Source organism: Mariniflexile fucanivorans, from assembly GCF_004341235.1.
Lineage (GTDB): Bacteria > Bacteroidota > Bacteroidia > Flavobacteriales > Flavobacteriaceae > Mariniflexile > Mariniflexile fucanivorans.
In genome coordinates this window covers 108,859-123,552 of record NZ_SLUP01000008.1, presented here as the reverse complement: position 1 = coordinate 123,552, position 14,694 = coordinate 108,859, and the positions used below count along the sequence as shown (strand labels likewise).

17 protein-coding genes are annotated in these 14,694 nt (G+C 32.6%); 4 read left to right on the top strand and 13 right to left on the bottom strand.

The features are described 5' to 3' along the window. Positions 1-49 precede the first annotated feature (49 nt). Positions 50-1,348, top strand: a complete 1,299-nt coding sequence (gene nhaD, locus EV196_RS15880) for a sodium:proton antiporter NhaD (RefSeq protein ID WP_132218763.1) — start codon at positions 50-52, stop codon at positions 1,346-1,348. A gap of 64 nt (positions 1,349-1,412) precedes the next feature. Here nhaD and proB read toward each other — a convergent pair whose 3' ends face one another. The 7 genes from proB to nusB form a co-directional block, all read right to left on the bottom strand. Next, positions 1,413-2,183, bottom strand: coding sequence for a glutamate 5-kinase (gene proB, locus EV196_RS15875; protein ID WP_132218762.1), 771 nt, complete (start codon positions 2,181-2,183; stop codon positions 1,413-1,415). Positions 2,184-2,186: 3 nt separating this feature from the next. Beyond that, a complete protein-coding gene (gene proC, locus EV196_RS15870; protein WP_132218761.1) occupies positions 2,187-2,993 on the bottom strand; it encodes a pyrroline-5-carboxylate reductase in 807 nt (268 codons plus the stop codon). A 29-nt stretch (positions 2,994-3,022) separates the two neighbouring features. Further along, positions 3,023-3,214 carry a hypothetical protein gene (locus tag EV196_RS15865; protein WP_132218760.1) on the bottom strand — a complete coding sequence of 64 codons (192 nt, stop codon included), beginning with the start codon at positions 3,212-3,214 and terminating at the stop codon, positions 3,023-3,025. Between the two features lie 32 nt (positions 3,215-3,246). Continuing rightward, positions 3,247-3,687: a GNAT family N-acetyltransferase gene (locus tag EV196_RS15860; RefSeq protein ID WP_132218759.1), complete on the bottom strand. Its 441-nt coding sequence runs from the start codon at positions 3,685-3,687 to the stop codon at positions 3,247-3,249. Positions 3,688-4,068: 381 nt separating this feature from the next. Beyond that, entirely contained in the window at positions 4,069-4,350 is a 282-nt protein-coding gene (yajC, locus tag EV196_RS15855) for a preprotein translocase subunit YajC (RefSeq protein WP_132218758.1), read from the bottom strand. A gap of 46 nt (positions 4,351-4,396) precedes the next feature. Next, positions 4,397-4,852: a DUF1573 domain-containing protein gene (locus tag EV196_RS15850; RefSeq protein WP_132218757.1), complete on the bottom strand. Its 456-nt coding sequence runs from the start codon at positions 4,850-4,852 to the stop codon at positions 4,397-4,399. An 82-nt stretch (positions 4,853-4,934) separates the two neighbouring features. Then, positions 4,935-5,879: a transcription antitermination factor NusB gene (nusB, locus tag EV196_RS15845; RefSeq protein WP_243652258.1), complete on the bottom strand. Its 945-nt coding sequence runs from the start codon at positions 5,877-5,879 to the stop codon at positions 4,935-4,937. 274 nt (positions 5,880-6,153) lie between these two features. Here nusB and EV196_RS15840 point away from each other — a divergent pair, with 274 nt between their 5' ends. Together EV196_RS15840 and EV196_RS15835 are read left to right on the top strand one after the other, a co-directional pair. Further along, complete coding sequence (locus tag EV196_RS15840; RefSeq protein WP_132218756.1) at positions 6,154-7,917, top strand: ABC transporter ATP-binding protein; 1,764 nt, start codon at positions 6,154-6,156, stop codon at positions 7,915-7,917. A gap of 143 nt (positions 7,918-8,060) precedes the next feature. Further along, positions 8,061-8,450 carry a PUR family DNA/RNA-binding protein gene (locus tag EV196_RS15835; RefSeq protein ID WP_165876181.1) on the top strand — a complete coding sequence of 130 codons (390 nt, stop codon included), beginning with the start codon at positions 8,061-8,063 and terminating at the stop codon, positions 8,448-8,450. 160 nt (positions 8,451-8,610) lie between these two features. On the opposite strand, the gene EV196_RS15830 is transcribed toward EV196_RS15835, so the two are convergent. Beyond that, positions 8,611-8,946 carry a tRNA-binding protein gene (locus EV196_RS15830; protein WP_132218754.1) on the bottom strand — a complete coding sequence of 112 codons (336 nt, stop codon included), beginning with the start codon at positions 8,944-8,946 and terminating at the stop codon, positions 8,611-8,613. Positions 8,947-8,993: 47 nt separating this feature from the next. Here EV196_RS15830 and EV196_RS15825 point away from each other — a divergent pair, with 47 nt between their 5' ends. Further along, positions 8,994-9,551 (top strand): thioredoxin family protein, encoded by a 558-nt coding sequence (locus EV196_RS15825; protein WP_132218753.1) that lies wholly within the window; start codon positions 8,994-8,996, stop codon positions 9,549-9,551. A gap of 19 nt (positions 9,552-9,570) precedes the next feature. Here EV196_RS15825 and EV196_RS15820 read toward each other — a convergent pair whose 3' ends face one another. The 5 genes from EV196_RS15820 to EV196_RS15800 all read right to left on the bottom strand — a co-directional run bounded on the left by EV196_RS15820 (position 9,571) and on the right by EV196_RS15800 (position 14,560). Further along, the gene (locus EV196_RS15820; RefSeq protein WP_132218752.1) at positions 9,571-10,053 is read right to left on the bottom strand and encodes a GNAT family N-acetyltransferase; all 483 of its coding nucleotides are present in this window, start codon (positions 10,051-10,053) and stop codon (positions 9,571-9,573) included. Between the two features lie 6 nt (positions 10,054-10,059). Then, positions 10,060-10,605 carry a YfiT family bacillithiol transferase gene (locus EV196_RS15815; protein WP_132218751.1) on the bottom strand — a complete coding sequence of 182 codons (546 nt, stop codon included), beginning with the start codon at positions 10,603-10,605 and terminating at the stop codon, positions 10,060-10,062. A 21-nt stretch (positions 10,606-10,626) separates the two neighbouring features. Next, positions 10,627-11,049 carry a hypothetical protein gene (locus EV196_RS15810; protein WP_132218750.1) on the bottom strand — a complete coding sequence of 141 codons (423 nt, stop codon included), beginning with the start codon at positions 11,047-11,049 and terminating at the stop codon, positions 10,627-10,629. A 166-nt stretch (positions 11,050-11,215) separates the two neighbouring features. Continuing rightward, on the bottom strand, positions 11,216-12,148 hold the full coding sequence (locus tag EV196_RS15805; RefSeq protein ID WP_132218749.1) for a peptidylprolyl isomerase: 933 nt from the start codon (positions 12,146-12,148) through the stop codon (positions 11,216-11,218). Between the two features lie 207 nt (positions 12,149-12,355). Further along, positions 12,356-14,560, bottom strand: a complete 2,205-nt coding sequence (locus tag EV196_RS15800; RefSeq protein WP_132218748.1) for a RecQ family ATP-dependent DNA helicase — start codon at positions 14,558-14,560, stop codon at positions 12,356-12,358. Positions 14,561-14,694 lie beyond the last annotated feature (134 nt).

The following is a 14,694-nucleotide window of genomic DNA, read 5'->3' as shown; positions in this document are numbered from 1 at the left end:
CTTCAAACCGTACAAGTGCTTGTAACCGTGATAAGCTAAACCCATTAATATGTATCTTCTACTAGCTATTGCATTTATAATTGGCTACATTTTTATAGCCTTTGAACATCCTTTAAAAATTGACAAAGCCGCTTCTGCCATCTTAACCGGTGTTATTTGTTGGGTTATTTTGGTTCTCGGTCAAGACAGTATCTTTCAAACGCCGCATGAAGCACATTTTATTGATGAGTCTATTTTACACCACGTAGGCGAAATATCCCAAATTTTATTTTTTCTTTTGGGTGCTATGACTATTGTGGAATTGATTGATATCCACGGTGGTTTTCATATCATTACTTCAAAAATAAAAACCACAAATCGTATTAAATTACTTTGGATTATTGGCATTGTAACATTCATATTATCGTCTGTTTTAGATAACCTTACTACCACTATTGTTATGGCTGCTTTACTAAAAAAACTTATGAAAGACCGAGAAGATATTTGGTTTTTTGGAGGTATTGTAGTTATTGCTGCCAACGCTGGTGGTGCTTGGTCGCCCATTGGAGACGTAACCACCATTATGCTATGGATTGGCGGACAAGTAACCGCTGCAAATATAATTAAGGAAGTATTGCTGCCTAGTATCGTGTGTTTAACAGTTCCGCTTTTAGTTTTATCTTTTATAAAAAAAGGAGAAATAACAAGAACCGCTAGTGTAAATAATAGCGATGAACATGCGCATTTAGCTTCTTCATCTGAAGCATCATTAATCCTTTGGCTTGGTGTTGGTGGTTTGCTGTTTGTTCCTGTTTTTAAAACACTCACGCACTTACCTCCTTTTATGGGTATTCTTTTAAGCTTAGGTGTTTTATGGGTTGTTACCGAACTTATTCATAAAAACAAACCCGCAGAACACCGTCATAATTTATCGGTAGCAAGTGTTATTAGAAAAGTGGACACTCCAAGTGTACTTTTCTTTTTAGGAATACTTTTAGCGGTAGCAAGTTTGCAAACTGGCGGTCATTTGGCGCAAGTTGCAACTTGGCTAAATGAGACCTTTGGCAACATTTACATTATTAACATCATCATTGGTTTAATATCTTCCATTGTAGATAATGTGCCGCTCGTTGCTGGTGCCATGGGTATGTACCCGTTATCACTTTATCCCCAAGACCATGCGTTTTGGGAGCTTTTAGCATATTGTGCAGGAACTGGTGGAAGTTCGTTAATTATCGGATCTGCTGCTGGTGTTGCTATTATGGGTATTTTGAAAATTGACTTTATTTGGTATTTAAAAAAAATTAGCTGGTTGGCAATTCTTGGATATTTAGCCGGTGTTTTAACTTATTATATTTTGAACTTATAAGTAGTGAGTAACCGAAAAAAAAGCTTCCCTATGGAAGCTTTTTTTATTATATAGTTTTTACAAACTATAATGATACTTTGGTCCCAACGTCTTTACCATCTATAACATCTATAATAACGTTTTCGGTTTTTCCGTTTACAATATAAGTAGGCACATTATTTGCCGCTGCTTGTTGAGCATAGTCCAATTTAGAACCCATACCTCCTCTACCTTCTGCTTCACCTTTATTGCTGTCTTTAATATACTTATTTAAATCTTCATTTGGATTTACATTTTTTATTAAATCACTGCTTTCTGCATCAGGATGACCCGTATAAAGTCCGTCAATATCTGTTAAAATAATAAGTTTATCTGCATTGATAAGTTGTGCTATTAAACTTGCTAACTCATCATTATCAGAGAACATAGACATGGTAACCGATACGGCATCATCTTCATTTGCAATAGGAATAACGCCTTCTGCCAACAAACCTTCACAACAATTAATCATGTTTTGCCTGTGTACTCCGGGGCTAAAATCGCGTTTGGTTGGAAGCACCTGCGCACATTTCATACCAAAATCATGAAAAATATTGTAATACAAACGCATCATACGTGGTTGCCCTATTGCAGAATATACTTGGCGACGTTGCGTTTTGTCTTTTATTTTAGACTTTCCTAAAACTTCTCTTCCCGCAATAACGGAACCTGATGATACAAGCACACAAATAATATCACGCTCATAAAGTTCTGCAATTTGTTTTACTAAATTACTCAAAACAGGTCTAACAATTCTATTGTCTTTGTTGGTCATAACATTGGTACCAACTTTAATAACTATTCTTTCTTTATACATTATTTAATATTCTTTTCCTAATTCAACAGCACGATTAAATGCTGCAAATGCTGCTTCTTTAATTAATTCACCTACGTTGTTGTCTTGCATAGAATCTAATGCTGCACGGGTGGTACCACCTTTTGAGGCCACTTTTTCCATCCAGGAATTAGGTGATAAATTAGATTGGTTAAAAAGCTCGACAGCACCCGTAAAGGTTTGACTCACCAACACCGTAGAATCGTTTTTTGAAAACCCCATTTGTAGAGCAGCTTCCATCATACTTTGCATAAAATAAAACACATAAGCGGGACCACTACCAGAAATACCTGTAGAAGCATCAATAAAGTTTTCACTGGATACACGCATCGATTTCCCTGTGGTGTCCAACAAACTTTCTACGGTTAGCATTTCAACTCTAGACACTTCTGCTGATGTAACATAGGATGTTAAGCCCTTTCCTATTTGAGCTGGTAAATTCGGCATCGCCCTAACTATTTTTTTCAACCCAGTAAGTTCTTTTATAGATGGTATAGAAACACCCGCCATAATAGACACTAAAATTTGTTGTGGTTGCACAAGCGTTTTTATGGCTTTAAATACACTTTCTGCATGATAGGGTTTTACGGCTATAAATATGATATCTGCCTGCGGAACACAATCTTGTAACTCGCTAAAAGCATCAAAATGTGATATCTCGTTTAGCTCTGCAAGTTTTTCTTCAGATTTATCCAAAACCATGATATTTCGTTTCTTCAATAGTTTTGATTTCGACATGCCCTCTGCATAGGTTAACCCCATGTTACCTGCACCAATTACTAGTACTTTCATTTATTATTTTTTAGTTTTTATGTTTTTGTTTAAATAAAAAGCATACAATCATTACAGTCTTTAACCTCTCCATAATAGGTTTCTCTGTATTTGTGAAGTGTTTTAACAGGCAAACCTAACAGATACCTTTTTATGTAAGTAACTTTTGTGGTTAACTCGCCCATTTTTAAACTGTGACGCTTTTCGTATTTTGTTTTTCTTTTTATATATAAAATTTTCATGTGTTTTTTTATTATTTCTATTAAGCAGTCGGCTAATTCCTAACCAACCTCATTTCTATGTTTCTTGTTTTAAAACCCTGTTTTTCAAATAATTTAATAGCAGGATTATCTTTATTTATATGTTTTGAAATATCGCCATCGCAATATGCTATCGTGTGTGCTATTAATGCTTTAGCAATGCCCTTTTCTCTAAAGGATGTTTCTACAGCTATATATACCAATATGTTTTCTGGTATATACTCATTCATTCCTGTTTTGTTCACAACTGTTGCTCCAATAATTTCATTTTTATACTCCATAACAAATACATAGCCTCCTAATCCTGGTATTTCTTTTGCGGCATACAATAAGGATTTTCTAATGGCACTTTTAGTGTCTCTAGCTTCATCTGAATATTCAAATAAAAAATTGGTAATGCGGTTTATATCATTAATTGATAACCTCGTAAAGGCATCAAAGGTTTTTATAGTCATTAATTATGTATGGTTTCAATCGCATTTAAACCTATAATAAATGCAACTAATTAGGTATACAAGTACTTTTATAATGAAGCACTTAAATAAAGAAGGGGGGATAATAATCGGGGTCTATATAAAATAGAACCTCTTAATTTGAGGTGCTTGGAGGAATAAATTTGTCGGATTGGGTACGGAAAACCAAAAAATTAAAATTGAATATTCTACAGTTTTGCCTTTCATGAAGTTTTTTACTCATGCCGCAAAGGTACGAAAATGCACTACCAATAGCAAATAACCCTTGTTAAGATAATGACAAGTATGTATGAAACGGTTATTATTAACATAAAAAGCTTCCCAAATCAGGAAGCTTTTTATATGCATTAAAACTAATTAATTTTAAGCTTGTGTGTTTGCTTTTACGCTTAACTCCATTGAAAGAGCCGAACGTTCAAACTTAACTTTTCCAGACATGGTTTCTATAATACATGTTTGGTCTTTATCATTAAGCTCTAAAATTTTACCGTGCAAACCGCTTTTGGTAATTACTTTATCGCCTTTTTTTAATTCTGCATTATACTTTTTCTCTTTTTTTGCACGTTTCATTTGTGGTGCAATCATAAAGAAATACACAACCACAAACATGAGTATAAACGGTAAAAATTGACCGATTCCTTCCATTGTTTTTTTGTTATTTGTTAGTTATTTGGTGTTGCTCTTGCAACTATTATTTTGCATTAGGATCTATTACATTAGCTGTAATTTTTACAACTTCCGATCCTTTTTCCGTATTTGCTGATACTGTAATTGTTTTTGTAATTTTATTAGGACCGCTTGCATTGTAATCAACAGTAAACTTAGCTGTTTTTCCAGGAGCTAAGGGTTCTCTACTCCAATCTTGTGGCACTGTACAACCGCAAGACGTTTTAATATCTGTTAATACTAAAGGTGCGGTTCCTGTATTTTTGTATGTAAATTCAGTTTTAACTGGCACTCCTTTTGTTATATCACCAAAATCATGTTCAGTTTTATCAAAAGTAAGTATTGGTAATTTGGATGCATTTGAATCTCTTTCAGCAGCAGCAGCTACATTTGCTTCATTGATTTTTTTTGAGGCATCATCTTTACAGGATGTAAAAGCTACTAAACCAAGTGTTACTATTCCTAAAATTATTTTTTTCATTACTAAGCTATTTTTTGTTCAAGCAGTAAAAATAGTAATTATTTAAGCTATTAAAAATTTTTATAAGCTTCTTAACACTATTTTACATCAATCCGCGACCTACTTTTTTTAAGGTTCCTGCCTCTTCGTATTCTTTTACCAATTTGTCTAAAATACCATTGATGAAAACACTGCTTTTGGGGGTTGAATATTCTTTTGCTATTTCTAAATATTCATTAATAGTTACTTTTACAGGAATGGATGGAAAGTTTTTCAACTCACTAATAGCCAATTGAAGTAACACATAATCTACATTCGCTATACGGTCTGAATCCCAATTTTGTGTTTTTTTCTCAATTTCATTATTAAGTGCGCTTCTATTTAAAAGGGTTTTTCTAAATAAATCGATAGCGTACTGCTTATCATCTAAATCTTTATAAAGTTTTGGAGTAAAATAACCTTCTGCCGATGTGCTTTTTGCTTTTCTTAAAAGTTTTAAAATGGTTGTATTTACAGTTGGTAAATCATCTAACCAGGTTAGATTTTTATCTTCCAAATAATCATAAAGCTTCTCGTTTGGTGCTATAATATCTTTAAAAACATCAACAACAAAGTCTTTATCTTCTTTAAAATCAGACACTTTAGTGGTCATGTAATCTTTATACAAATCGCTTGAAGTTATCGCTTTAAAAATCACATCAACATATTCGCTGTCAAGATTCCAATTAGTAATATTATTAACTTCTAATTGATTCTTTAATTGATAGTTATCTGATATTAATGTAAGCAGTTGATTATTAACAAACTTTCTGTTTGGGTCTTTATCTTCCTTAGTGGCTAAATGCTTTTTTTGTTTCTTTTGTAAATCGCTTTCTGCTCTTTTTTGAACTTCTATTAATAATGAAAGCATTAATAAGTACAAGTTGTACATATTATCTATACTAAACAGTAAAAATTTTTGATCTTTACTAAAATCGTCACTTTCTCCCCCTTTAAAGGCATACATGGTTTGCATTACTTTTACACGAATATGTCTTCTGTTTAGCATAATTACAATGAACTTAAATTTATAATGACGAAAATTTTATTTATTTCGAGCTGCAAAAGTAATACTATTTTAAAAAACGGCTCTATATTTTTTAATTTTTAGGTAGAGTATTTTTTCTTGCCATGTTGTAAAGGGACAAAGAACAAAAATTGCAACTGTGACTTTACAATATTTTTAACAATTACTACACAGTAATTATCCCTATTTATGCTTTTAAAACTTTATATTTGCTTTCTTATTTACTACTATTTTCTATACAGATTAGAACCTTTAAATGAAAGAATTACAGCACTTAAATAAATACTTTTTAAAATACAAAAAACAGCTTATAATAGGTACTGTAATCACTATAATAGCCCGAATATTTTTACTTTTTACACCACGATATGTTCGAGAAATATTTGTGGTTATTGAAAAATACTTAAAAGGAGGCGTTTCTGAACAAATTGTAAAAGAAGAATTAACCCTAGTTATCGTTTATATTATAGGAGCTGCATTAATTGCTGCCATTTTCACGTTTTTTATGCGTCAATACATTATAAATGTATCGCGCTATGTAGAATTCGATTTGAAAAATGAAATCTACGATCAATACCAAAAACTTTCTTTAAATTTTTATAAAAAGAACAGAACGGGCGATTTAATGAACCGTATAAGTGAAGATGTAGGTAATGTTCGTATGTACGCAGGTCCAGCCATTATGTACAGCATCAATACAATTACGCTTTTTGTAATTGCCCTTATTTACATGTTTAATGAAGCTCCAAAACTGGCATTATACACCGTTTTACCGTTACCCATATTATCAATTGTTATTTATAAATTAAGTAAAGAAATACACAACCGAAGTACTATTGTACAGCAATTTTTATCAAAGTTATCAACGTTTACCCAAGAATCATTTAGTGGTATTTCGGTTATTAAAGCCTATGGAATTGAACCGCAAACGTCTGCTAGTTTCATATCGCTAGCTGGAGAAAGCAAAGAAAAACAAATTAATTTAGCGAAAGTACAAGCGTGGTTTTTCCCTATGATGATCTTATTAATAGGAACAAGTAATTTACTGGTTATTTATGTTGGTGGCATGCAATACATTAATGGTGAAATTGAAAGTTTAGGAACTATTGCAGAATTTATTATTTACGTAAATATGCTTACATGGCCCGTGGCAACGGTGGGCTGGGTCACCTCCATTGTGCAACAAGCTGAAGCGTCTCAAAAACGTATTAACGAGTTTTTAAAATTAGAACCAGAAATAACAAACCTGGTAGAGACACATACTAAAATTACTGGCGATATCGCTTTTAATAACGTAACATTTAAATACGACGACACCAACATTCAAGCATTAAACGGCGTAAGTTTCCACATAAAAGAAGGGGAAACATTGGCCATTTTAGGAAAAACAGGTTCTGGAAAATCAACTATTTTAGATTTAATTGGAAGACTTTATGATATTGATGGAGGTTCTATTTTAATAAATGGCATTCCTATTAAAGAGCATAATTTAACCGATTTAAGAAATAGTATTGGTTATGTGCCACAAGATGCCTTTTTGTTTTCAGACACCATTAAAAACAATATTAAATTCGGAAATCAAGAAGCAACCGATGAAGATGTATTTGAAGCTGCCAAAAATGCCCAAGTACATAAAAACATTATAAAGTTTAACAACGGTTATGATACTGTTTTAGGTGAACGTGGTATAACCCTTTCTGGCGGACAAAAACAGCGTGTATCTATTGCCAGAGCCATTATAAAATCTCCAGAAATTTTGTTGTTTGATGATTGTTTATCGGCCGTCGACACCGAAACTGAAGAAAAAATACTTAAGAATTTAACAAAAATAACCAAAGGAAAAACATCAATTATTGTAGGGCACCGCGTGTCTTCTGCTAAAAATGCCCATAAAATCATCGTGTTGGACAATGGCAAAATAGTTCAAGAAGGCACTCACGAAACACTTATAAATGTAGATGGTTATTACCAACACCTATACTTAAAGCAGTTAAGCGAAACCACTTCCAATACGGATTAAACCCTTTATTTATAAACCGATAGCTTGTATTAAATGCAACAAAAAATAATACTTTGAAAAGAAACATCATAAAATGTTGGTTAATATCGGTTTTTTTTAGATTTTTGATATAAATTGATAATTTAATAAATTTCTATATAATTATGAACAACAATGACATGATGGAGAAAGAGGAGATTTTTTCTAAAGTATTAAGAGCAGGAAGACGTACATACTTTTTTGATGTTAGATCTACAAAAGCAGACGATTATTACCTAACAATTACCGAAAGTAAAAAGTTTACCAACGATGATGGTTCGTTTCATTACAAAAAACATAAAATTTATATTTACAAAGAAGACTTTAATGAATTTAGAGACATTCTTGCTGAAATGACCGATTATATTATTGATGAAAAAGGTGATGAAGTAATTAGCGAGCGTCATCAAAAAGATTTCAAAAAAGAATATGACAATGAAGATATTTCAAGTACAAATGGTGAATTACATAAACCAACCGAAAGTTTCACCGATATTGAATTTGACGATATTTAATAGTCATTTAAAAAATAAATAAACGACCTCAGGGCAAGCCCATGAGGTATTAAATTCAAAAAAAAGGGAAATTCCATAAATAAAGACGAGGCAAGCCTCTGGTATTAAATCCTGAAAAATCAAATAAAACGAACCGTTGCTTTTTTAGTAGCGGTTTTTTTTAGCTTACAACACTACCATTTTTCACTTTAGTTTCGGGGTTTAATAATATCACATCTTTGCCATTTACTGCTCCCATAACCAAACATTCACTCATAAAATTAGCTATTTGCTTTTTCGGAAAGTTTATGTTGGCAATTATCTGTTTATTGAGTAAATCTTCCTTTTTATAAAGCGATGTTATTTGTGCAGACGACTTTTTCAAACCTAATTCACCAAAATCAATAGTTAATTGGTATGCTGGTTTTCTGGCTTCAGGAAAATCGTTTACTTCAACAATAGTTCCAACTCGTAAGTCTATTTTAGAAAAATCTTCAAAAGTTATTGTGCTTTTCATTATTTAAAAATACAAATTTTGGCGAACTTTGAAAAAAACAATTGATTATGGCCGATACACCTTCAAATATGTTGCCTTTGGGCACAACCGCACCTAATTTCCAATTACCAGACACCAGCAGCGAATCCGTTGTTAGTTTAGAAACCTTAAAAGGTAAAAAAGGAACTGTTATTATGTTTATTTGCAACCACTGCCCTTTTGTAATTCATGTGAATGAAGAACTAGTTGCCATTGCAAATACCTATTCAAAAAAAGGGATCGGTTTTATTGCTATTTCCAGTAATGATGCTGTAAAATATCCGCAAGATGGTCCCGATAAAATGAAACTTCATGCGAAAAAGGAAAATTATCCGTTTCCTTATTTGTATGATGAAAGTCAAACTATAGCCAAAGCTTATGATGCTGCTTGCACGCCAGATTTTTATGTGTTTGATAAAGATTTAAAACTAGTTTACCGTGGACAATTAGATGATTCCAGACCTGGAAATAACAAATCTGTTACAGGTAAAGATTTACGAAATGCGTTAGAATGTTTAATTGAAAACAAAGAAAACACTTTAGAACAAAAACCAAGTATTGGCTGTAGTATTAAGTGGAAAAACTAATAATTTAGATTGTTAGGATTTAAAGAGTTAACTGCCAAAAACCAACATCCAACCATTTATCAAACTTTAAACCTACTTCTTTATAATGAGCCACTTGTTTGAATCCGAATTTTTCATGAAGTTTTACACTGGCTTCATTTGGCAATGTTAAACCGCCAACTATCACATGATAATTTTGTGCTTTTAACTGTTTTAAGAGTTCGGTATATAATTTAGAACCAATTTGTTTACCTAAAGCTTTTTCGTGTAAATAAACAGTACTTTCAACGGTATGTTTATAAGCAGGTTTTTCTCGCCATTTATTGGCATAAGCATAACCTAAAATTTTATTGTTTTCTTCAAAAACAAAGAATGGGTATGTTTTATATATCGTTTCAATTTTTTCTTTAAAAGCTTCAACTGTAAACGGCACATCATCAAAAGTAACAACGGTATTTAAAACGTAATAGTTATAAATATCAACAAGTTGTTGGACATCTTCAATAGTTACTGGTCTAATCATAAACTTCTAAATCCAGTTGTTTTGTTTCATTAAATTTTCTATGTGAGCGTAGTGATGGTTGCTATGCCATGCATAAATTCCAACATTTCTCTTTAAAACTACTTCACTTTGTGTTTCTGGATGAATAAAACATTTGTTTAAATCATCATCAAATAAGCCTTTCAACAAATAAACAAGTTTAGCATGAATTGCTTTTAAATGGAGTAAGGACATATCGATGGGTGCCAATTTACTATCAAACAATGCTGCCCAGCGTTCCTCAAAATAAGCTTTTATTATTGGTTTATCTTCTGTTAACGACCACTTAAAGCGTGTGTAACTATGGTGATGACTATCGGACAGATGATGAACAACCTGCCTAACGGTCCAACCATTTGGTCTGTAAACAGTATCTAATTGTGTGTCAGATAAATTTTTAACAAGATTTTCTAAACGATTTGGGAAATGCTCTAAAATAGAAATCCAACTTTCTATATGCTGAGGAGAAATATTATTAGGGCAATCGAACTGCCCAATAGGATATTTAAGTTTTTCTAATTCTGTCTCTGTCATAAAAACAAAGATAGAAAAATACTATGCAACTTCAAGCAGCCCAATTTTTATGGAGTTTATGGCAGTTTCAAGATTATTGAACCGTTTGATTTTATTATTAAAAAACAGATTTTCAATCAATAAACCCAGAATTCGTACTTTATCATCTGAAACAATAAAATAGCCTTTTAACTTATATCTACTTTTAAAAAAATTAATCCAGCCATGTGGAACCACAGAATACGAATTAATGCGATGTGAAATATAAATTAAATCATGGCCATCGGTTCCTAGAAAACAAGTAACATCATCAACAATAATTTTGGCATGTTCTTCCCAATTGAAAATAACACCCTGGTTTATTTCAGAAATTATGTACCCATCAAAAATAAATACGTTTCCAAAAGAATAATTTAATTCTTTAAGAGCTTTGGTATATAAATTAGTTTCTTTTACACTTATCATGATGTAAAATTAATTTTATACTATCAGTTAATAAAAAATACTCGATAAACCCAGATTTTAATTAGTTATAAAATAAAATATAGCAAATTTAAGCGATAAACTACCTGTTTAAAACAAAAAAGCACCTGTAAATCAGGTGCTTTTTAAACTTTTATATTATTAAATGTTATTTAACATTCATTAATTCTACATCAAAAATTAATGTGGCATCTGGCGGAATAACACCTCCAGCACCTCTGCTTCCGTATCCTAAATGGCTAGGAATTACAAAACGAGCTTTGTCGCCTACTTTTAAAAGTTGTATACCTTCATCCCAACCAGATATAACTTGACCGACTCCTACTGGAAAATCGATAGGTTGATTGCGTTTGTATGAAGAATCGAAAACAGTTCCATCGGCTAGCTGGCCTTTATAATGTACTGATACATTTTTTCCTTTTTCTGCTTTTGCACCATTCCCTTCTTGAATAATTTGGTAACGCAAACCACTTTCAGTCTTTTTAAAACCTGCTGCTAATTTATCTAATTCTGCTTCGCCTGCTTTTTTTGCTTCGGTTATTCTTTTTTCTCTGGAGCCTTCAAATGTTCTAAAAGATTCAACGGCATTGAAAGCCTCTGCTTCAGCACCAACTCTTAATATTTCTAAAGTGTCTATTTTATCACCTTGTGCAATAGCATCAACCACATCTTGCCCTTCAACTACTTTTCCAAAAACGGTATGGTTGTTATCTAACCAAGGCGTTGCAACGTGCGTTATAAAAAACTGACTTCCGTTTGTGCCCGGACCTGCATTTGCCATAGACAAAATACCTGGCGCATCGTGTTTTAAATTTGGATGAAACTCATCATCAAATTTATAACCTGCATCACCAGTTCCTGTACCTAATGGGCAGCCACCTTGTATCATAAAATCTGGGATAACTCTATGGAATTTTAAACCGTTATAATAAGGCGTTCCTTGAGGTTTTACTTTGTTTTCTAAATTTCCTTCGGCCAAAGCTACGAAGTTACCAACTGTTCCTGGTGTTTTTTTGAATTCTAAAGCAACTAGTATTTCTCCTTTAGTTGTATTGAATTTTGCGTATAATCCGTCTTGCATTGTTCTAATTTTATTTGAAAACGCAAATATATGAAATGATTAACGATTGTTTATTCTTTAGATGGGCAAAGTTTATAAATAGCAAAGTTCCAAAGTTTAATGTAAACACATTTTTAACTTTGGAACTTTAAATGCTTTTATTTTTGGATTTTTATTTCTTTGAATCTGAGTTACTTTGAATCTTTGCTACTTTGCTACTTTGAAACTTTAATTAGCTACTTCACTTATAAACTTAATACGATACAAACGAAGCTCTTCATCATCATAATCGCCATCAAATTCTTTAATTGCAGCATCAATACTATCCGTTTTAGATTCCATAAAGTAGTCGTGAATTTCTTCTTGCTGGTCTTCATCTAAAATCTCATCAATCCAATAGTTTATATTCAGTTTTGTGCCAGAATATACAATAGCTTCCATTTCTTTTATAAAATCTTCCATAGACATGCCCTTGGAAGAAGCAATATCATCCAAAGGTAGTTTTCTATCTATATTTTGAATGATGTAAAGCTTATTGGCGGAATTAGTTCCTGTGGATTTAACAACCAAATCGTCTGGCCTGATGATATCATGTTCTTCAACATATTCGGCGATAAGTTCTATAAAATCTTTACCGTATTTTTTAGCTTTTCCGTCTGCAACACCATGTACGTTGGCAAGTTCTGCTATTGTAATTGGATATTTTAACGCCATATCTTCAAGCGATGGATCTTGAAAAATAACAAAAGGTGGCACACCTAATTTTTTGGCATTCTTTTTACGTAGGTCTTTCAGTAAATTCATTAATAGCTCATCTGCCACGGCGCCTTCGCTTTTAGCAGCCGTTACAATTGTACCATCTTCTTGTTCACCATCAAAAATATGATCTTCGGTCATCATGAAAGATGTTGGATTTTTAATAAAATCTCTGCCAGCATCTACTAACTTAATAACACCATAGGTTTCAATATCTTTTTTAAGTAAACCAGACACCAAAACTTGCCTTAATAAGGCCATCCAATATTTTTTATCTTTACTACTTCCTTTTCCAAAGAAAGCTTGCTCGTTGGTTTTATGAGAATTTATTAACGCATTTTCTTTACCCGTAATGACATTTACTAAATCTTTAGACTTGTACTTTTCATTCGTATTATCTATGGTTTCTAAAAGTAATTTAACATCGTCTTGGGCTTCGCGTTTCTTTTTTGGGTGCCTAACATTATCATCCATATCGCCACCTTCGCCCGTTTTATTATCAAATTCTTCACCAAAATAATGAAGAATAAATTTTCTACGTGAAATTGAAGTTTCGGCAAACGCAACCACTTCTTGCAATAAAGCTTGACCAATTTCTTGTTCTGCAACAGGTTTGCCCGACATGAATTTTTCTAATTTTTCTATGTCTTTGTAAGCATAATACGCCAAACAATGCCCTTCGCCACCATCGCGCCCTGCCCTACCGGTTTCTTGGTAATAACTTTCTATACTTTTAGGAATATCGTGATGGATTACAAATCGCACATCGGGCTTATCTATTCCCATACCAAAAGCAATGGTTGCCACCACCACATCAACATCTTCCATAAGAAATTGATCTTGATAATTCGATCTCGATTTGGCATCTAAACCTGCGTGGTATGGTACTGCTTTAATGCCATTTACCTGTAAAACCTGTGCCAATTCTTCAACACGTTTTCTACTTAAGCAGTAAACAATACCCGATTTACCACTGTTTTGTTTTATAAATCGAATAATATCGGCATCTACATTTTTGGTTTTTGGGCGTACTTCATAATATAAGTTGGGTCTATTAAAGGATGCTTTAAAGGTTGTTGCACCACTTATACCCAAGTTTTTAATAATGTCTTCCTGTACTTTAGGCGTAGCTGTAGCCGTTAAACCTATAATAGGAATATTATCGCCAATACGGCCAATAATATGTTTTAAATTACGGTATTCTGGTCTAAAATCATGTCCCCATTCACTAATACAATGGGCTTCATCAATAGCCATAAACGACACTTTTACCGAACGCAGGAACTCAACGTTCTCTTCTTTAGTAAGCGATTCTGGAGCCACATAAAGTAATTTGGTAACCCCATTTACAATATCTTCCTTAACACGTTTTACTTCTGTTTTGTTTAATGAAGAATTTAAAACATGTGCTATACCTTCTTCATTTGAAACACCTCGAATGGCATCCACTTGATTTTTCATTAGGGCTATTAATGGCGACACCACAATAGCTGTTCCTTCTTGCATGAGAGCTGGTAATTGATAACAAAGCGATTTTCCTCCACCAGTTGGCATAATTACAAATGTATTATTACCAGACATTAAGCTTTCTATAACACCTTCTTGAAGACCCTTAAACTTACCAAATCCAAAATATTTTTTTAATGCAGACTGTAAGTCGTTTTTATCTATTAACATGAATGATACTAATATTTATTTAATCATTAAAATTATAAAAACATTCAAAAAATCAATTGATTATTTTTAAAGTGTATTGAGAGAACCCTCTTGATTTTTTCGTTAGTTTTGTAACGGAAATCGAAATTACAACA